This window comes from Streptomyces sp. 2P-4 (genome assembly GCF_030167965.1).
GTDB lineage: Bacteria > Actinomycetota > Actinomycetes > Streptomycetales > Streptomycetaceae > Streptomyces > Streptomyces globosus_A.
In genome coordinates this window covers 2,604,220-2,622,618 of the sequence record NZ_CP095011.1, presented here as the reverse complement: position 1 = coordinate 2,622,618, position 18,399 = coordinate 2,604,220, and the positions used below count along the sequence as shown (strand labels likewise).

The following is an 18,399-nucleotide window of genomic DNA, read 5'->3' as shown; positions in this document are numbered from 1 at the left end:
GGGGGCGGCGGCTTCGCCGGCCGGGCGGAAGGTCAGCCGGCCCGGCGGGGGACCCTCCGCCGCCCCATCAGCACCGCCTTGCGGACGACCGCGATGAGCGCGGCGGCGAGCGTGCCCGCGTACAGCCAGCCGGCGTGCAGCGACAGCGCGGACACCACGCCCATGACCTGCGCGCCGAAGCCGCCCGAGTCCCCGGAGATCGGCCAGACCCCGGCGGCGAAGGCGATCGGCGCGGAGATCGGCGCGGTCACCAGGTCGGCAGGCCGCACCCACAGGGCCGTCGCGGACGCCACCGGCACGAACAGTAGCCCGTACACGAACAGCGAGCCGCCGAACAGCAGCCAGGCGAGCCCGGCGACGAGCAGCATCGACGCGCACGCGAAGAGACCGCCGCCCAGCCCCGTCAACCGCGGCCGCGGCAGCCGGCCGCGCCGCACCGGCAGGGGCCGCGGCCGGCCGCCGCCCTGCGCGGGGACACCGGCCGCGGCGGGCCCGCCGCGGGCGGGGCGCCGCGGCTGCTGTCGCTGCGGGTGATCCGCCGGACGCGTCCTGTATGGCTCCACCCCACCAAACTAGGCGCGGCGGCCCTCCGATCCGTGCGGGGACACGCGTACACCGACCGCCGCTCATCGGAAAGTAAACTGTCCGGTGGCCCGCGCCCGGGCCGTCGCCCCCTCCAGCTACGGGAAGTCGCCAACGTGTCGCTCACGATCGGAATCGTCGGCCTGCCGAATGTCGGCAAGTCGACCCTGTTCAACGCCCTGACCAAGAACGACGTGCTGGCGGCCAACTACCCGTTCGCCACCATCGAGCCGAACGTCGGCGTCGTCGGTGTGCCCGACGCCCGCCTGGGCAAGCTGGCCGAGGTCTTCGGGTCGCAGCGGATCCTGCCCGCCACGGTCGACTTCGTCGACATCGCCGGCATCGTGCGCGGCGCGAGCGAGGGCGAGGGCCTGGGCAACAAGTTCCTGGCGAACATCCGCGAGTCGGACGCGATCTGCCAGGTCATCCGCGCGTTCAAGGACGAGAACGTCGTCCACGTCGACGGCAAGGTCTCGCCGAAGGACGACATCGAGACGATCAACACCGAGCTGATCCTCGCCGACCTGCAGACCATCGAGAAGGTCCTGCCGCGCCTGGCCAAGGAAGCCCGCATCAAGAAGGACATCGGCCCGAAGGTCGCGGCGGTCGAGGCCGCGAAGGAGATCCTGGAGAAGGGCGACACCCTCTTCTCGCAGGGCATCGTCCAGGGCTCCGACAAGGCCGAGCTGCTGCACGACCTGCACCTCCTGACGACCAAGCCCTTCCTCTACGTCTTCAACGTGGACGAGGACGAGCTGACGGACGACGCCTTCAAGGAGGAGCAGCGCGCGCTGGTCGCCCCGGCCGAGGCGATCTTCCTGAACGCCAAGCTGGAGGCGGACCTCGCCGAGCTCGACGAGGAGGACGCCATGGAGCTCCTCCAGTCCGTCGGCGCCGAGGAGCCCGGCCTGGCCACCCTGGCCCGCGTCGGCTTCGACACCCTGGGCCTCCAGACGTACCTGACGGCCGGCCCGAAGGAAGCCCGCGCCTGGACGATCAAGAAGGCCGCCACGGCCCCCGAGGCGGCCGGCGTGATCCACACCGACTTCCAGAAGGGCTTCATCAAGGCGGAGGTCATCTCCTTCCAGGACCTGGTCGACTGCGGCTCGGTGGCCGAGGCCCGCGCCAAGGGCAAGGCCCGCATGGAGGGCAAGGACTACGTCATGCAGGACGGCGACGTGGTGGAGTTCCGCTTCAACGTGTAGTCGTGCACTTGCTGTACGTGACGTGATTGGTCAAATGTGCAGCTCAGAAGGGGTCGGACTCTGTCGAGTCCGACCCCTTCGTCGTCACCGTGCTGGATGGGTGCTGGATGTTCTGACGTGGAGTCAGCGGGTGATCAGGTCTCGTAAACGGTGGACCGGTGTCCCACGTGAACGACCCAGATCGCCAACTCGCCGTTGTCGATCGTGTAGACGACGCGGTAGTCGCCGACGCGAAGACGGCGTCGTTCCGGCTGTGACGCGAGTGCGGTGGTGTTGAAGCCGAGAGGGTCGGTCTCCAGCTCGGTCAGCTTGGCCAGGATGCGCAGCGCCACGTCGCGGGGGATCTTCCGAAGCTCGGCCTGCGCCTCGGGGCGGAAGGCGGTTCGGTACTCACTCACCGCGCGCCAGCGTCTCCCTCATGATGTCCTCGATCGGGATGCCGGGTGCTGGGTTGGCCATGCGCTCGTCGATGATCCGATTGATCTCGCGCTCTTCCCACTCCTGGTACCTGCGCAGCACCTCAATGGAGACGACGGCCGCGACTTCCTTGCCTCGGCGCGTGATCACTGTGGGTACATCGTCGCGGTCTGCGCGCTCCACGACCTCCGCCAGGTGTGCTCGCACGTCGCGAATGGACTCTATGGGCAGTGGCTGCGTCATGCGCGCAAGCGTACCGAGTGTCCCATGTGTACACAATGTCGCCGGCGGGAGGCCTGCCCCCGCCGCGGACGCGCGTGCTGGATGTCCTGGATCAACCCGCACGGTGCTGGATTGGTGCTGGACAACCACTTCCAGAACCGCGTTTTCGCAGGTCATGGCCCTGCGCTGAACGTTCCGCTTCAATGTGTGATCGGTCAATCGCCGTACGCCATGACGATTGGCTTGGTGGGGATGCGGGGTCGACGCCTCTCGCGGGCTCGACCCCTCTTCTCGTTCTCGCGTGGACTCGGTGCCATCGTCGACACGCGGTGACGCATTGACGCAATATTTGCGTCAATCTATCGTGGGGTCGTGCTCTTTCCCACGCCCGCCCTCAAAGCCGAGGATCAACGTGTTCTCGGCGAGATCGACGACCTTCGCCGCTCGTTGCGCGTGCAGGTCCGGTCCGCTCCGGCGAAGTGGACCGACGGACTGCGCAAGTTCTTGACCGCGGATGCGGTGGCGGCCTCCAACTCGATCGAGGGCTTCAGAGTGTCCACGGTCGATGTCGAGGACCTTCTGGAAGGAGAGCGCGACGTCGACGTCTCCGATGAGGACCGGGAGGAGACGCTCGCTTGTCAGCGGATGATGACCTACATCCAGACGCTGCACGATGTCGCGGACTTCCGTTACAGCAAGGAGTTGCTCAACGCGCTCCACTGGATGTTGCAGGGACACCGGCACGCCCCGCGCAAGCCTGCCGGGCAGTGGCGGCGGGGACCGGTGTACGTCACGGACACTCGCGACCCCAGCATCGCGGCATACACGGCGCCGGAGGCGACCGACGTGCCTGCGCTGACAGGCGAACTGGTCGATTGGCTGAACGCGAACGATGGCAGCCACCCGCTGGTACGGGCCGCCATGGCGCATCTGCATCTTGTTTCCATCCACCCGTGGGCGGATGGAAACGGCCGTATGTCCCGGTCCCTCCAAACGCTCATGATCGCGAGGGAGGGAGAACTGGCCCCTGAGTTCTCCTCGATCGAGGCATGGCTGGGACGCCCCGGCAATACGTGGGAGTACTACCGCGAGCTGCAGCGCAGGGGAGCCAGCTACCGCCCCGACCAGGACGTCTCCGACTGGGTCCGTTTCAACCTCACCGCGTACCACCAGCAGGCGCAGACTGTACGCAGTCGCCTGGATCGCTCGAGTCGAGTGTGGCTTCTGCTGGGTGAGTTCGCGGAAGTCCGGGGGCTGGAGGAGAGGGTGGTTTCCGCTCTGCATGACGTGGCGATGTCCGGGCGGGTGCGTCGTACGCGCTACGAACGAGCGGAGGACCTGAGCCTGCAACGGGCTCAACGTGACCTGCGGGACCTGGTCGCGGGTGACGTCCTGACTCCGGTCGGCCGTACCCGTGCCCGCTTCTACACCGCTGGCCCGGCCTTTCCGGAGTCGGCTCTGGAGGCGGCTCGGACGCCGCTGCCGCTGACCGATCCGTACACGCGCTACTGAGTGCCCAAGCGGGACGTCGGGGGCAGCCGCGCGTGGACTTCACGGAACCGCAGGCAGATGTCTACGGCCATCGCGAGGTCCAGCCGTTGGCGAAGTCGCACTGGAGGTCCGTCCAGCGGTGTTGTTCGGCGGGGGTGTGGCTGGGGTAGCCGAGGCGTCCCACGCCCTTGACCCACTCGTCCCAGAGGCCGTCGGGCTCCGTGAAGCGGTCGGCGTGGTGGGTGCCGAGGTGGGCGTCGAGGCGGAGGAGGGCGCCCAGGGCGGCGGGCTGGTCGTAGTGGAGGTCGGTGCGGGGGAGGTAGTGGTCGAGGTAGGCGGTGAGGATCTCGGCGTCGGCGTGGGTGCCGAAGCGGGCCAGGGCGAAGCAGTAGGCGCTGCCGGAGTAGCAGACCTCGCTGGCCAGGAGCAGGTCGCCGATGCGTGCCCGGAACCGTTCGCGGCGGTCGACGCCGATCAGCCAGGCGGCGGTGAGGCGCGAGCGCCATTCGTACCCGAGGAGGGCTTCCAGTTCCTCGTCGGTGATTGCGGCGGCGTCATTCAGCAGGTGTCGGGTGAAGCGGGTGGTGTGCCACCACCGGGGGCCCAGGAACCGCCCGCCATTCAGTACGAGAAAGCGCGGGAGGCCGCCGTACGTCCTCGTCACGTAGCTCTCGACCACACGGCCGTAGCCGACTTCCTCGGGGTGCTGGGACGGCATCGGTCACCTCTCCGGGTGCAGGTCGGTCCGGTCGATCCAGGTGGGGGCGACGAAGATGTTGTCGCTGGCGGGGGCTTCGGAGGCTTCCAGCAGGGACCAGGTGCGGGACTCTTCGACCAGGTGTTCCCAGGGCGCGGTCCAGGCGAGTTCCCAGTCCAGGGCGGGGCCGGAGACGCCGTATGTGCCGCCGGCTTCCACTCGCCAGAACTGGGAGTAGAGGATCACCTGGGCGTGGTCGGTCAGGTCGTTGATGATCTCGGTGAACTGGGTCGAGGGCCAGCCTGGGGCGTTGTCCGCCGCGGTGGCTCGTAGGCGCGCGGTGAGCGGCGGGACGACAGGGGTGCGGGCGCTGAGTTCGGTCAGGGCCCAGCGGATGCCTTCCGGCTCGCTCCAGTCCGGTGGCGTCGCCCGTTCCAGGCAGGCGCGATAGGCGCGGCGTACGGGCTCGACCGCGCCGTCGATCTTCAGGCTCGCCAGGGCCATCGCCGCCCATTCCCGGACGGTGGAGTCGTCGCTGTCCAGGTGGGCGATCAGGGCGGGGCCGCAGCGTGGGTCCGCCACCTCTTCGAAGACTTCGATGGCGGTCAGCTGCCCGAAGCCGCCGAGGGAGGGCAGTCCGTCGATGATGGCGGGGACGGCGGGGATGGCGTCGGAGCCGATGCCGATCAGTTCTGCGCGGGCGTCGTAGGACGGGCCGGTCGAGTCGTCGAGCTGCTGGATGAGTCTCTCGATGTGAGTGGTCATGGGTGGTCCCGGCGCCAGAAAGTGGGGAGCCACCAGCAGAGCACCGAGCGGTCATCGGGCCACGGGGCGCGGTCCTCGGCTGTCCAGTCCTCGAAGGAATCCCGTGCCAGATCGATGGGGCGCCAGGCGGGGTCGAGGGGCTCGTCGTCGGCCGGAGGGCGGGCGTACCGCCGGCCGTGTTCGTCGCAGGCGCCGAAGTCCTGGTAGTTCCGCTGGGCCTCGATCAAGGAGACCTTGTTCGCGCCGGACATGGTCGGCCAGCGGAACTGGACCCCGTCGTTCTCCCAGAAGCAGACGGGGCAGATCTCGTACGAGCCGAGCATCGCGCCCAGCACGCGGTGCCCGCAGCACGGGCAGGGGCAGGAGTCGCTCACCTGCGCAGTCTCCTTGCAGGCCCCGCCGGTGCGCCATGGATTTCTCGGCCTCCGCCAGTCCGCAGCCAGTCCGCAGGACACCCGTAAACGGCCGTCGGGAGCCAACGCATGTCAACGAAGAACCCCCAGGTCAGGGCCCTGTGCGGGGCTCCGTCGCAGGTCAGGGTCGGGCCGCAGACATTCCGCTGCAACGTGTGAGCGGATGAAATAACACCACGTCGCTGACGTGGCAGACATGCAGGTCAGAAGGGGCCGACTCCGCCGGGAGCCGGCCCCTTGGCGCTGCCCGTGCTGGGATGGTGCTGGGAAATCTGACTACCCGGCAGCCGTACGGCCCGCCTGATGCGCGCCGAGAGTGGTACGTTATCAGGTACCACTTGAGGAGAGAGGTCAGGTCATGTCGATAACTGCGAGCGAAGCCCGCAAGGAACTCTTTCCGCTGATCAAGAAGGTCAACGAGAACCACGAGGCCATTGAGATCGTCTCCAAGCACGGCAACGCCGTACTTGTCTCGGCCGAGGACTATGCCGCGTTGCGTGAGGGCTCGTACCTGCTGCGCTCCCCGGCGAACGCCCGTCGCTTGCTCAAGGCGTACGAGAACGCCCTGGCGAACATCAACGTGTCGGAGCGCGAGCTGATCGATCCTGACTCGGCGGACACGGGTGCTGCGTGAGGCTTGTCTTCGAGGATCAGGGCTGGGAGGACTACACGTCCTGGCTCAAGAACGACCGCAAGATGCTCGCCCGGATCAACAGGCTCATCGAGGACGTCAGGCGTGACCCCTTCACGGGTATCGGCAAGCCGGAGCCGCTGAAGTACCACCTGCCCGGGGCGTGGTCGCGGCGGATCGACGATGAACACCGCCTCGTCTACCTGGTGACCGGCAAGGAGATCGTCATCCTCGCGGCCCGGTACCGCTACTGACCGCTCGCGCAGCGCGGGTCGTGCCGGGCTGCCCGCCCGTGCTGGGATGGTGCTGGGGTGAACCGCTCCTACCGCGCGCCGGCGTCTCGCCCACGAAGTCCTCGATCGGGATGCCCGGCGAGGGGTCGGCCATGCGCCCAAGAGTGCCGAGTGGCTGCTGTGGACAGGCCCGGTGCGGGCGGCGGCCCTCTTCGCGGTCCGTGTGGTGGATGGACGTGCACCATGCTCGATCGTTGCCGACTGGGGCTCCGGGCGGGCCGCCCGGCAGCCGTCCCGGGCCGCCTTCCGTGGTCAGAGGCCGCGGACCTCCGCGATCGTGAAGGCCGTGGGGTCGCCGTTGTTGCCGGCCGGGCCGCCCCTGTCGAACTGGGAGCGGACCACCAGGGTGCGGCCGCGGGTGTGGGCCAGGGTCGTCGGGATCTGGAGGGACGGGTCCGTGACCGTGCGGGTCAGGCGGGCTCGGGTGCCGTCCCCGTTCGTGCGCCAGCGGGTCAGGGTGTTCGTCGTGTTGTGGACGACGCGGAGGGTGCCGTCCGCGGCGAGGTCGATGCCGTCGCCGTTGCGGAGGTTGCCGCCCTCCAGGGCGACGCGCGTGATCGCGCCGCTGCACAGGTCGATCCGGAACAGCTCGCCCGCGACCATGTCGACCGTCAGCAGGTAGCGGCCGCGCGGGTCGGCCGTGATGCCGTTGAGGCTGAACCGGCGGTCCGGGAGGCGGGTGAGCGTGGGGGTCAGGTCGTACGCCGGTTGCAGGACGCCCCCGCCCGTCGCGAGCTGGGCGCGGGTGACGCGGTAGACCACGGCCCGGATGCTGTCCGTCAGGTATGCCGTTCCGTCCGGTGTGATCGTCAGGTCGTTGACGAAGCGCGGGCCGGTGCCCGGGACGTCGAAGCGGGCCAGGCGGGTTCCGGAGCGGGTGTCGTACACCGTGACGCCGGCGGTGGAGTCGGTCACCCACAGGCGCCCGCGGCCGTCGGTGCGCAGGCCGTTCGCCGTGCGGCGGCCGTCCGTGCCGGCCGGCAGGAACACCTCGGCGCGGGAACGGCCGGGAAGGGCCCGGTAGACGGTGCCGTCCGCGTACGAGCCGACGTACACGGCGCCGGTGCGCGGGTCGGCGGCTATGCCCTCGGGGTAGACCCGCTCGCCGGGGAGCGTGAAGGCGGTGGAGATGCGGGCGTGCGACGCCACCGTGTGCGCGGAGGGCGCGGCCGGGGCGGCCGCCGCCGGGCCGGCCCCGGCCGACACCGACGCGGCCAGCGCGAGCAGCGTTACGGCCAGATTCTTCTTCTGCTGCGACAGCATTGTGTGACCTCTTCCGAATTGGTGGGTGCGAATTTATGTTAGAGGTCTAATGAATGCAAGGGGCTTAGGATGGCCGCATGACCTCCATGTCCCCCGAGGAGCGGATCGGCTCGCACGTCAAGCGGGCCGAGCAGGCGCTGCTCGCGGCGAAGAACGCCGCGCTCAAGCCCGCCGGGGTGACGGTCCCCCAGTACGCGGCCCTGCTCTGGCTGGCCGAGAAGCCCGGCATCTCCGCCGCCGCCCTGGCGCGGCTGTGCGGGGTGACGCCGCCGACCATGACGACCGTGCTGAAGAACCTCCAGGAGCGCGGGCTCGTCGAGCGCAGCCCCCACGAGTGGCACCGCAACGTCCTGGAGACCCGCCTCACCGCCGAGGGCCGGGCCGTCATGGAGCAGGCCGACGCGGGCGCGGTGCGGGTGGAGCGGGCGCTCGCCGCCGCCTTCACCGACGAGGAGCGGGAGCTGCTGGTCCGGCTGCTGGGGCGGTGCGGCGAGGTGCTCGACGCCCAGAGGTGACGACGGGGCGGGAGGTGTCGCGAGGCTGCGGCCCGGCCAGGTTTTCTGCCGCGTTCGGGAACTGACTGCGCGATTCGCACATCAGAACCAGGGGGAAGTCCAGCCGTTTGTCCCAGCCCCGGGGGCAGCCATGACCGTTCGGAGCCAAGTTCGTGCACCAGTACCCGCAGCGCCCGCGGCCTGACGACCAGCCGCACCCGCAGCACAGGCCCGCAGGGCCGTACGAGGCCGGGCAGCCGCAGCAGCCGCAGCAGCCGTACGCCTCGCAGGGCGCGCCGTACGGGGCCCCGTACGGCGAGGCCGGGCAGCAGCAGTACGAGCAGCAGCAGTACGAGCAGCACGGGCGCGGGCCGTACCAGGCCGGCCCCCCGGTCCCGCCGCCCCCCGGCCCGCGTCCCCACCCGGACGGCGGCGACCGGTACGACGGCGGGTACGACGACGCGTACGACGACGAGCCGCGCCCCCGCCGCTCGCGCCGCGCGATATGGATCAGCGCCGTCGTGGTGCTCGCCCTGCTGCTCGGCGGCGGAGGCTTCGCCGCCTGGAAGCTGGAGTGGTTCTCCGGCAACGGCGAGGCCGTCAGCTTCGGCAAGACCCCTGCCTCCGGCTCCGGTGGCGAGGCCGGCAAGGCGGGCGGCGCGCCGACCGAGGCCGCGCCCAGCGGCGACCCTGACGTGCAGATGCCGACCGGCCCGAAGGCCCAGTTCAAGCAGACCGCCAAGCTCGACGACGGCACGATCGTCGCCAAGACGACGCTGGTGGGCGCCAAGTCCGGCTTCACCGGCGACGTGTGGGTGTGGGCGCCCAAGCAGTACGACGACCCGAAGTACGCCAAGAGCGGCTTCCCGGTGCTCATCGCGCTGCCCGGCGGCGAGGGCTACCCGACCAACTACTGGGCCGACCGCAGCCTCGGCCTGCACAAGGCCATCAGCGACGGAGTCGCGGCCGGCACCAGCCTGCCGTACGTCGTGATCATGCCGGTGCTGAACCCCGACAACAAGTACTACTACGACGGCTCCGACATCCCCGGCCGGCCCAAGATGGGCACCTGGATGGCCGAGGACGTCCCGGACTTCGCCAAGGCGAACTTCCGCACCTACAAGTCCCGCGACGGCTGGGCCTTCATGGGCTCCTCGTCCGGCGCCTTCGTCGGCATGAAGACCGTCCTCCAGCACCCGGACAAGTTCAAGGCCGTCATCGCCAGCGGCGGCGAGATCGTCCCGGACTCCCCGCTGTGGAAGGGCCACCAGGCGGAGATGGACGCGAACAACCCGGAGAAGCTCGCCAAGAAGCTGATCGACCGCAAGGGCCCGGAGGTGTACATCAACTTCCAGATCGGCACCAAGGAGGGCGGCAAGGACCGGATGGTCAAGTTCCAGCAGGAGTACGGCAAGGGACCCATCAAGACCACCATCCGCGACATCCAGAACGGCGAGCACAACGGCTGGCACTACGTCCGGGGCATGAAGGAGGGCTCCCTGGAGTGGATCAGCAAGGTGCTCAAGGCTCCCAAGCCCGAGGCCGGCTGACCTGCCCCCGGGATCCGCAGGACGCCGCGGCCCCGTCGCCCCCGCGTGCGGCGGGGCCGCCGCGGTTCACGCGCCCCACGTCACACCCGTCCCAGGCAACCCTCCCCGTCGTTGAGCCCTCTGTAAGGGGTGTAAGGGGGACCGATCGGTCCGACCCCGCGCCCCCAGCGGGCGCCGGAGAGGGAACGGGACAATTCCGTGCAGCATGACCAGCTTCAGGGCGAGCGCCGCGACGCGGCCGGGGAAGGCCCCGTGACCGCGGGCCGCCCCCGCCCCAGGCGCCTGCGCAGGCTTCTGATCGGCGGCGGGCTCGCCTTCGTGCTCACCGCCGGCGGCGGTGCGGCCGCCTACAAGTTCGGCCTCTTCTCGGACATAGGGGATCCCATGTCCTTCGAGAAGACCAAGAAGCCCGTGGCGGCCTCCGCCGAGGCCGTCCCGTCCGGGGTCAGCCTGCCGACCGGCCCGAAGGCCTCGTTCATCCGCACCAGCCGCCTGCCGGACGGCACGCAGATCGCCAAGACGACCCTGAAGGGGCCGAAGTCCGGGTTCACCGGCGACGTGTGGGTGTGGGTCCCCAAGGAGTACGACGACCCGAAGTACGCCAGGAGCGCCTTCCCGGTCCTGATCTCCCTGCCGGGCGGCCGCGGCTACCCGAAGAACTACTGGGGCACCGGCCCCGGCCTCGGCCTCCAGCAGGCCGTGGCAGACGGGGCGAAGGCCGGGAAGAGCCTGCCCTTCATCCTCGTCATGCCGGTGATCAACGCCGACACCAAGAACCACTTCGACGGCTCGGACATCCCCGGCCAGCCGAAGATGGGCACCTGGATGGCGGATGACGTCCCCGACTTCACCCGGGCCAACTTCCGCACCTTCACCTCCCGCGACGGGTGGGCCTTCATGGGCTCCTCCTCGGGCGGCTTCGGCGCCTTCAAGCACGTCCTGAAGCACCCCGACCGCTTCAAGGCGGTCATCGCGAGCGGCATCGACATCGTCCCCGACTCCCCGCTGTGGAAGGGGAACAGGCAGGCGATGGACGAGAACAACCCCGAGAAGCTCGCCGCCCGGCTGATCGCCGCCGGCGGCCCGGACGTCTACGTCAACTTCCAGATCGGCACCGCCGAGTCCGGCCGCGACAAGGCCGAGAAGTTCATGAAGGAGTACGGCAGGGGCCCCGTGCACACCCGGCTGCAGGTGATCCAGGATGGTCAGCACAACGGAAAGTCGTACGTGCGCGGCATGAGGGAGGGCTCCCTGGAGTGGATCAGCAAGGTGATGTCTGCACCGACCCCCGACCCCGGCGTGCGCTGACCGCCGTGAGGCGGGGGGCGTCCGCGGCGGCGGCCGCCGGGGTGGCGGCCGCCCTGGCCGTCGCCTTCGCCCAGGCGGTGGACGAGGACGCCGGCGCCGTCCACCCCTTCCCCGGAGTCGGCGTGCTCATGGCGAACGGGGAGCACTGGTGCACGGCGAGCGTCGTCGACAGCCCCAAGGGGACGGTCGTGGCGACGGCCGCGCACTGCGTCGCCCCGGCCGGGGAGGACGGCGAGCCCGGCGAGGTCGCGCACGACGGCCGCGAGATCGGCGACCTGTCCTTCGCCCCCGCCTTCACCGGCGAGGGCGCGGGCCGGCAGCCGCTCGGGGTGTGGAAGGTCAAAGCCGTCCACGTCGACGAGCGGTGGACGCGGTGGGGCGAGGACACCGCCGACTACGCCTTCCTCAGCGTCGAGCCGGACGAGGACGGCCGGACCGTCCAGCAGGCGGTCCAGGAGGCGGTCGGCGGCGCCCGGGAGGCGCCCGTCCCCGACTGGACCTCCGGGTACGAGCGGGAGGTCACCGTCGTCGGCTACCCGGAGTCGGCCCGCAACCCGGAGAACCGGCCCGTCTCCTGCTCCACCCGGACCGCCCACGACGAGGACGACCCGGCGATGCTGTACATCGGCTGCGCCGGCTTCTGGACGGGCACCAGCGGCAGCCCCTTCATCGCCGACCGGGGCGGCCCGGGCAGCCCCGGCCACCTGATCGGCGTACTGAGCGGCGGGGACACGGACGTGGACTCCACCGCGGCGCTCTTCGACGAGCGGGCCCGGGCGCTGTACGAGCGGGCCGCGCAGGACTGACGGCCCGCGCCCGCCCGTACCGCCCCGGGACCGCCCCGCTGCGCTCAGCCCTTGAGCAGGCCGTTCAGTGTGCCGTACGGCAGGGCGTCCGCGACCGCGGTGTACGTGCCGTGCGCGAGGAGCTCCTCCGCGGCGCGCCGTACGACGCCGTACGCGGCCTCCGCCACCCGGGAGCCGAGGCTGACCCGGGCCGCGCCGAGGGCGCCGAACGCGGCGACGGACGGGCCGCCGGGGCCGGCCAGCACGTTGAGGGGGGCGTCGATCCCCCTGGCGAGCTCGGCGACGACGGCCGGGTCGGCGGTGCCGGGCACGAAGATGCCGGAGGCGCCCGCGCGCAGGCAGGCGGAGGCGCGGGCCAGGGTCTCGTCGAGGCGGCCCGCGGGGTCGCCGAGGCCGAACAGGTAGGTGTCGATGCGGGCGTTGACGTACAGCGGGATCCCGGCGGCATCGGCGGCGGCCCGGGCGGCGGCGATGCGCTCGGCGTGCTCGGCGGGGGCCCGGCCGCCGTCCTCGATGTTGACGCCGACGGCCCCGGCGGCGAGGACCGCGGCGACGGTCTCCCCGACGGCCGCCGGGTCGGCGCCGAAGCCGCCCTCGATGTCGGCGGTGACGGGCACGGAGACGGCGGAGGCCACCCGGGCCACGAGGTCGACGGCCCGGTCGCGGGCCAGCGCGTCCCCGTCGGGTGCGCCGAGGGACCAGGCGACGCCGGCGCTGGTCGTGGCGACGGCGGGGGCACCGGCGGCCTCGACGAGGCGGGCGCTGACGACGTCCCAGGCATTGGCCAGGGCCAGCGGGGCGGCGGGGTCGTGAAGGGCGGTGAAGCGGCGGGCAAGGTCAACAGCACGGTTCATCAGGCCAGTTGACCAGCTCCCGGCGGCCGCGGCTGGCGGTTTTCCGCCATGTACGCGGTTGCCTGCGGCCGGTCCGCCCTGCGAGGCCGCCGGCCGGCCGGCTGCGGCGCCGGCGGTCCGCCGCGCCTGCCCGCCCCCCTCAGGCCGCCGTGGGCGCCGGCAGGCCCGCCCCGCACAGCGGCAGTACCGCCGTGCGCCCCTGGAGGGGGTCCGAGGGGGCCGCGGGGCCGACCGCGGCCCAGCAGGCGGCCGCCGTCGGCTCGACGAAGAGGCCGCGCCCGGCCAGGTCCCGGTGGGCGGCGGCCAGGGCCTCCTCCGAGACGGTCAGGAAGGTGCCGCCGGACTTGCGGACCGCGGCCAGGATCTGGCGGGCCCGCGGCGGCGCCGGGATCGCGATCCCCTCGGCGAGGGTGGGCCGCTGCTCCGCCGGGCCGGCGTCCTCGGCGCCGGCGGCGAACGCGGCGGCCAGCGGAGACACCGCCTCCGCCTGCACCGCGAACAGGGCCGGCGGGCGTACCCCGCGCCGGGCCAGCTCCTGCGCGGCCAGTGCGGCCCCCAGCAGCAGGGTGCCGTTGCCGACGGGGAGCACGAGGACCTCCGGCAGCCGGCCGCCGAGCTCCTCCCACACCTCGTAGGCGAACGTCTTGGTGCCGTGCAGGAAGTACGGGTTGTACACGTGGCTGGCGTAGAACACGCCCGGCAGGTCCGCCTCCGCGCGCGCCGCGGCCGCGGCGGCCTCGCGGCCGCCCGGAACCACCCGTACCGCCGCGCCGTGCGCGCGCATCCGGCCGGTCTTCCTCGCGGAGGTGCCCTCGGGCACGAAAACTTCACAACTCAGTCCGGCGCGTGCGCAGTACGCCGCCACGGCCGTTCCGGCGTTGCCGCTGCTGTCCGCGACGACCCGCTCGGGGCCCAGTCGCCGGGCCACTTCCGCGAGCATCACCGCGCCGCGGTCCTTGAACGACAGTGTGGGCATCAGGAAGTCGAGCTTGGCGTGAATCCGCTCCCCGAGCGGCAGCAGCGGGGTGTTCCCCTCCGACATGGTCACGGAGAACGCCCCCGGCAGGGGCAGCGCGGACCCGAAGCGCCAGAGCGAGTTGGGCCCGGACGCCGGGTCGAGGGAGCTGGCCGGATCCGGTGCGAAGTCGAGGTCCCAGGGGCCGCCGCAGACAGGGCAGCACCACGGGGCGGTCCGCACGTCCGCTCGGGTGCCGTCGTCGGGGCAGACGTATCCGGGGATTGCGTGCGTCATGTGCGGAGCACCTTTGCTCTTTCATGGCCGTTGTGTGGCACGGATGTTACGCGCCTGCCGTCCCCTTGTGGGATCCCGGCGGGCTGGGTCAACCTTTCGACAGGCGGCGCCGTGCCGGGCGTTCCCGGTCTTGTCATGTCCATGGCCTAATGTCCGCCGTTCCGCCGCCATCCCCAGAGCTCCACCGACGAGGAGGACCCCCCACATGTCCATGCGTCGCACCCGCCGGAAGGCCGCCGCCGTAGGCGTGACCGCCGTAGCGGCCCTCGCGCTCGGCGCCGCCGCCGCGCTCCCCGCGTCCGCGGCCGACCGCGCGCCCCAGGGCGTCATCGAGAACGCCGGCGCCCCCGGCGCCGTGGCGGGCAGCTACATCGTGACCCTGAAGGACTCCGCCGCCCGCTCCACCGCCGAGAGCGGCAAGGCCGTCGCCCGGAAGTACGGGGCGACCATCGACCGCACCTACAGCGCCGCGCTCAACGGCTACTCCGTCGAGGTCTCGGAGGCGCAGGCCCGCAAGCTCGCCGCCGACCCGGCGGTCAAGTCGGTCGTGCAGAACCGGGTCTTCACCATCGACGGCGCACAGGGCACCCAGCCCAGCCCGCCGTCCTGGGGCCTGGACCGCATCGACCAGCGGGCCCTCCCGCTGAACAGCAGCTACACGTACCCGGACAAGGCCGGCGAGGGCGTCACCGCCTACATCATCGACACCGGCGTGCGCATCACCCACACGGACTTCGGCGGCCGCGCCTCCTACGGCTACGACGCCGTCGACAACGACAACACCGCCCAGGACGGCCACGGCCACGGCACGCACGTCGCCGGCACCGTCGCCGGCGGCGCGTACGGCGTCGCCAAGAAGGCCAAGATCGTCGGCGTGCGCGTGCTGAACAACCAGGGCTCCGGCACGACCGCCCAGGTCGTCGCGGGCATCGACTGGGTCACCCGCAACGCCGTCAAGCCGGCCGTCGCCAACATGTCCCTCGGCGGAGGCGCCGACTCCGCGCTCGACACGGCCGTGCGCAACTCGATCGCCTCCGGCGTCACGTACGCGGTCGCCGCGGGCAACGAGAGCACCGACGCCAGCACGAAGTCCCCGGCCCGCGTCGCCGAGGCCCTCACGGTCGGCTCCACCACCAGCTCGGACGCCAAGTCCAGCTTCTCCAACTACGGCAGCATCCTCGACATATTCGCCCCCGGCTCCTCCATCACCTCCGCCTGGGCCACCGGCGACACCGCCACCAACACCATCTCCGGCACCTCGATGGCCGCGCCGCACGTCGCGGGCGCGGCCGCCCTGCACCTGGCGGACAACCCGGCGAGCACGCCGGCCCAGGTCGCCCAGGCCCTCACCGCCGCCGCCACCCCGAACGTGGTGACCGGCCCCGGCTCCGGCTCCCCGAACCGCCTGCTGTACGTCGGCGGCGGCACCACCACGCCTCCCGGCCCGCGGTTCGAGAACTCCGCCGACTACGCGATCAACGACAACGCGACCACCGAGTCCCCGGTCACCGTCAGCGGCGTGTCCGGCAGCGCCCCGGCGGCCCTGACCGTGGCGGTCGACATCAAGCACACCTACATCGGCGACCTCAAGGTCGACCTGATCGCCCCCGACGGCACGGCCTACAACCTGCACAACCGCTCGGGCGGCAGCGCGAACGACATCATCCGCACCTTCACCGTGAACGCCTCCTCGGAGACCGCGAACGGCACCTGGAAGCTGCGCGTGAACGACAACGCCCGCCTCGACACCGGCAAGATCGACTCGTGGGCGCTGCAGTTCTGATCCGGTACGGGGCCGCCTGCGGCCCGACCTGCACCGGCTGAGCCCGGACCGCCCGCAGGGGCGCCGGGCGAGCGGCGGGGCGACCGACACCGCGGTCGCCCCCGCTGCGTACTATTTCGCGCATTCGCCTCCGCACCCCCCGGGATGGAGCCCTGCGCCCGTGAGCACCCCGCCGCCGCACGCCTGGCCGCCGCCGCACCGACGGCCGGCGGCGTCGCCGCAGGCGGACGGGGACGCGGAGCTGAACGGGTTCGCGCCGGCCTCACTGCTCGTCGGGCTGCTGTGCCTGCCGCCGCTCGGCATCGTCCTCGCGGTCGTGGCGCTCGTACAGATCTCCCGCAAGGGCGAGCGCGGCCGGCCGCTGGCCCTCGCGGGCCTTGCCGTGTCGCTGGTGACCACCGTCGCGGCCCTGTTCACCGTCGTGCAGGCCGCCGGGCCGCTCTTCGAACGGCTCGACGCCCTGGAGCAGTACGAGAGCGTGGCGGGCGAGCTGGCCGTCCCCGAGGAGCTCCAGGCGGGCGACTGCTTCAACGTCCCCGGCGGCGACCTCCTCGACGAGGACCCGCTCTTCTACCGGATCGACTGCGCCGAGGTCCACCAGGGCGAGGTGACCTCCTCGACGCTGCTGGGCCGGCCGGCGTACCCGGGCGGCCGGAAGGCCAAGCGGAGCGCCGCGGAGGCCTGTTGGCGGGCGCAGGACGCGTACGCGATGGACACCTGGGCCCTGCCCCCGTACGCGGACATGTTCTACTTCGCCCCCTCCCGCGACTCGTGGGGCGACGGCGACCGGCACCTGCTGTGCGTCATCGGCACCACCGAGGAGGAGCACCGCGGCAGCCTGCGCAGGGACGCCGGCATGCTGCGGCCCGACCAGGCCGCCTACCTCGGCGCGGCGAACGAGGCGGAGCTGGCCCGGGGCGGCGCCCCCGACGAGGACCTCGACGAGGCGCTCCCGGCGTACCGGGAGTGGGCCCGGTCGGTGGAGCGGGCGCTGGCCCGCGAGGCGGGGGTGCTCCGGGAGGCGCTGGCGCGCCCGGAGCTCGCCGAGCCCGCCGGGGTCCGGCTGAAGGAGGTCGAGGCATCCCGGGCGGAGTGGAAGCGGGCCGGGGAGGCCGTGCGCCCGGACGGCTTCCGGGAGGCGTGGGAGCGCGCCGCGCGGGTGCTGACCGTGACGGCGGAGCGGAACCTGCGCGGGGCGTTCGGGCTCGCGACGACGGTGCCGGACTGGCTGGAGGAGCGGCCGGGGACGGGAGGGCCCGCGGAGCCGGAGGAGGATCCGGAGCCGGAGGGGGATCCGGACCCGGAAGCGGGCCCGGACTCCGCTCCGCAGCCGGAGCCGGAGCCGGAGCCGGCGCGGCGCCGGACGGGCGGGGACACCGTGCGGCAAGGGGTTTGACTGACCTGCCTTTCATCACTTCGGGTGAAACGGTGGCCTTCGCTTGCGGCGTACAACCGACCGTTGCCAGGGTGTGGCTGTCTGTCAACCTGATGGGAGTGCCCAGTGGCTTTCGGTGAGCAGCCGGCCTATCTCCGCGTCGCCGGGGATCTCCGACGGAAGATCGTCGATGGCTCCCTGCCCCCGCACGCCCGCCTCCCCTCCCAGGCCCGGATCCGCGAGGAGTACGGGGTCTCCGACACCGTGGCGCTGGAGGCCCGCAAGGTCCTGATGGCGGAGGGCCTCGTCGAGGGCCGCTCCGGGTCGGGGACGTACGTGCGGGAGCAGCCCGTGCCCCGGCGGGTGGCCCGCTCGGGGTACCGCGCGGGCGGGCCCTCCACCCCGTTCCGGCAGGAGCAGGCCGAGGCGGGTGCGCGCGGCACCTGGGACTCCAGCAGCGAGCAGGCCGGGGCGCCCGCGCCGATCGCCGAGCGCCTCGGCATCGAGCCGGGGGAGCGGGTCATGCGGACCCGGTACGTCTTCCGCGACGCCGGCGAGGCGATGATGCTGTCCACCTCCTGGGAGCCGCTGGCGCTCACCGGCCGGACCCCGGTCATGCTGCCGGAGGAGGGGCCGCTGGGCGGCTCGGGCGTCGTGGACCGCATGGCCGCCATCGACGTCGTCGTCGACAACGTGGTCGAGGAGGTCGGTGCGCGGCCCGGCCTCGCGGAGGAGCTGCTGGTCCTCGGCGGCGTCCCCGGGCACGTCGTCCTGGTGATTGGCCGTACCTACTACGCCTCCGGCCGCCCCGTGGAGACCGCCGACGTGGTCGTGCCCGCCGACCGCTACCGGCTCGCCTACCACCTGCCCGTGCGCTGAGGGAGCCGCCGGGCTGCCGGGCTGCCGGGCCGCCGCGCGGCGGCCCGGCAGGCGGCGGGTTTCGGTGCGATCGTGATCGCCCCGTCCTGCGCCGATGCCCCGGCGCACCGCTCCGTACG

Annotated in this window: 20 protein-coding genes; 11 read left to right on the top strand and 9 right to left on the bottom strand. The window is 72.0% G+C overall.

Annotation, left to right across the window (positions count from 1 at the left end; all coding sequences use genetic code 11):
• Positions 1–32 precede the first annotated feature (32 nt).
• A complete protein-coding gene (locus MUK52_RS11010; protein ID WP_350205255.1) occupies positions 33–563 on the bottom strand; it encodes a DUF6542 domain-containing protein in 531 nt (176 codons plus the stop codon).
• Positions 564–698: 135 nt separating this feature from the next.
• On the opposite strand from MUK52_RS11010, the gene ychF reads away from it, so the two are divergent.
• The gene (gene ychF, locus MUK52_RS11005) at positions 699–1,787 is read left to right on the top strand and encodes a redox-regulated ATPase YchF (RefSeq protein ID WP_114053980.1); all 1,089 of its coding nucleotides are present in this window, start codon (positions 699–701) and stop codon (positions 1,785–1,787) included.
• Positions 1,788–1,921: 134 nt separating this feature from the next.
• On the opposite strand, the gene MUK52_RS11000 is transcribed toward ychF, so the two are convergent.
• Both MUK52_RS11000 and MUK52_RS10995 read right to left on the bottom strand, forming a co-directional pair.
• Positions 1,922–2,185, bottom strand: a complete 264-nt coding sequence (locus tag MUK52_RS11000; protein ID WP_284575796.1) for a type II toxin-antitoxin system RelE family toxin — start codon at positions 2,183–2,185, stop codon at positions 1,922–1,924.
• Positions 2,178–2,447 carry a type II toxin-antitoxin system Phd/YefM family antitoxin gene (locus MUK52_RS10995; protein WP_114053981.1) on the bottom strand — a complete coding sequence of 90 codons (270 nt, stop codon included), beginning with the start codon at positions 2,445–2,447 and terminating at the stop codon, positions 2,178–2,180. Before MUK52_RS10995 ends, MUK52_RS11000 begins: the two co-directional genes overlap by 8 nt.
• 351 nt (positions 2,448–2,798) lie before the next feature.
• Between MUK52_RS10995 and MUK52_RS10990 the strand changes: the two genes are divergently transcribed.
• The gene (locus tag MUK52_RS10990; RefSeq protein WP_284575794.1) at positions 2,799–3,938 is read left to right on the top strand and encodes a Fic family protein; all 1,140 of its coding nucleotides are present in this window, start codon (positions 2,799–2,801) and stop codon (positions 3,936–3,938) included.
• A 61-nt stretch (positions 3,939–3,999) separates the two neighbouring features.
• Here the strand turns inward: MUK52_RS10990 and MUK52_RS10985 are convergent, their stop codons facing one another.
• The 3 genes from MUK52_RS10985 to MUK52_RS10975 are packed head-to-tail and all read right to left on the bottom strand — an operon-like array spanning position 4,000 to position 5,753.
• Entirely contained in the window at positions 4,000–4,635 is a 636-nt protein-coding gene (locus tag MUK52_RS10985; protein WP_284575793.1) for a DUF6000 family protein, read from the bottom strand.
• A gap of 3 nt (positions 4,636–4,638) precedes the next feature.
• The gene (locus MUK52_RS10980) at positions 4,639–5,379 is read right to left on the bottom strand and encodes a HEAT repeat domain-containing protein (protein ID WP_284575792.1); all 741 of its coding nucleotides are present in this window, start codon (positions 5,377–5,379) and stop codon (positions 4,639–4,641) included.
• Complete coding sequence (locus tag MUK52_RS10975; protein WP_284575791.1) at positions 5,376–5,753, bottom strand: CPCC family cysteine-rich protein; 378 nt, start codon at positions 5,751–5,753, stop codon at positions 5,376–5,378. Before MUK52_RS10975 ends, MUK52_RS10980 begins: the two co-directional genes overlap by 4 nt.
• Before the next feature lie 397 nt (positions 5,754–6,150).
• On the opposite strand from MUK52_RS10975, the gene MUK52_RS10970 reads away from it, so the two are divergent.
• Complete coding sequence (locus MUK52_RS10970) at positions 6,151–6,426, top strand: type II toxin-antitoxin system Phd/YefM family antitoxin (protein ID WP_284575789.1); 276 nt, start codon at positions 6,151–6,153, stop codon at positions 6,424–6,426.
• Entirely contained in the window at positions 6,423–6,677 is a 255-nt protein-coding gene (locus tag MUK52_RS10965) for a Txe/YoeB family addiction module toxin (RefSeq protein WP_284575788.1), read from the top strand. The genes MUK52_RS10970 and MUK52_RS10965 overlap by 4 nt, the downstream gene beginning before the upstream one ends.
• Before the next feature lie 291 nt (positions 6,678–6,968).
• On the opposite strand, the gene MUK52_RS10960 is transcribed toward MUK52_RS10965, so the two are convergent.
• Positions 6,969–7,979: an SMP-30/gluconolactonase/LRE family protein gene (locus tag MUK52_RS10960; protein ID WP_284575787.1), complete on the bottom strand. Its 1,011-nt coding sequence runs from the start codon at positions 7,977–7,979 to the stop codon at positions 6,969–6,971.
• Positions 7,980–8,056: 77 nt separating this feature from the next.
• Between MUK52_RS10960 and MUK52_RS10955 the strand changes: the two genes are divergently transcribed.
• The 4 genes from MUK52_RS10955 to MUK52_RS10940 all read left to right on the top strand — a co-directional run bounded on the left by MUK52_RS10955 (position 8,057) and on the right by MUK52_RS10940 (position 12,137).
• Positions 8,057–8,494 (top strand): MarR family winged helix-turn-helix transcriptional regulator, encoded by a 438-nt coding sequence (locus MUK52_RS10955; RefSeq protein ID WP_174250342.1) that lies wholly within the window; start codon positions 8,057–8,059, stop codon positions 8,492–8,494.
• Between the two features lie 152 nt (positions 8,495–8,646).
• Positions 8,647–10,023, top strand: coding sequence for an alpha/beta hydrolase (locus MUK52_RS10950; protein ID WP_502963555.1), 1,377 nt, complete (start codon positions 8,647–8,649; stop codon positions 10,021–10,023).
• 198 nt (positions 10,024–10,221) lie between these two features.
• Positions 10,222–11,331 (top strand): alpha/beta hydrolase, encoded by a 1,110-nt coding sequence (locus MUK52_RS10945; protein ID WP_284575785.1) that lies wholly within the window; start codon positions 10,222–10,224, stop codon positions 11,329–11,331.
• A 5-nt stretch (positions 11,332–11,336) separates the two neighbouring features.
• Positions 11,337–12,137, top strand: coding sequence for a trypsin-like serine peptidase (locus tag MUK52_RS10940; RefSeq protein WP_246042322.1), 801 nt, complete (start codon positions 11,337–11,339; stop codon positions 12,135–12,137).
• Between the two features lie 44 nt (positions 12,138–12,181).
• Here MUK52_RS10940 and MUK52_RS10935 read toward each other — a convergent pair whose 3' ends face one another.
• Positions 12,182–12,991: an isocitrate lyase/PEP mutase family protein gene (locus tag MUK52_RS10935; RefSeq protein ID WP_114053984.1), complete on the bottom strand. Its 810-nt coding sequence runs from the start codon at positions 12,989–12,991 to the stop codon at positions 12,182–12,184.
• A 139-nt stretch (positions 12,992–13,130) separates the two neighbouring features.
• Positions 13,131–14,243, bottom strand: coding sequence for a pyridoxal-phosphate dependent enzyme (locus tag MUK52_RS10930; protein ID WP_284575784.1), 1,113 nt, complete (start codon positions 14,241–14,243; stop codon positions 13,131–13,133).
• 211 nt (positions 14,244–14,454) lie between these two features.
• Here MUK52_RS10930 and MUK52_RS10925 point away from each other — a divergent pair, with 211 nt between their 5' ends.
• The 3 genes from MUK52_RS10925 (at position 14,455) to MUK52_RS10915 (ending at position 18,280) form a co-directional block, all read left to right on the top strand.
• Entirely contained in the window at positions 14,455–16,026 is a 1,572-nt protein-coding gene (locus MUK52_RS10925) for a S8 family peptidase (RefSeq protein ID WP_472913256.1), read from the top strand.
• Positions 16,027–16,186: 160 nt separating this feature from the next.
• Positions 16,187–17,422 carry a DUF4190 domain-containing protein gene (locus MUK52_RS10920; protein WP_114053987.1) on the top strand — a complete coding sequence of 412 codons (1,236 nt, stop codon included), beginning with the start codon at positions 16,187–16,189 and terminating at the stop codon, positions 17,420–17,422.
• Positions 17,423–17,527: 105 nt separating this feature from the next.
• Positions 17,528–18,280, top strand: coding sequence for a GntR family transcriptional regulator (locus MUK52_RS10915; RefSeq protein WP_114053988.1), 753 nt, complete (start codon positions 17,528–17,530; stop codon positions 18,278–18,280).
• Positions 18,281–18,399: the final 119 nt, after the last annotated feature.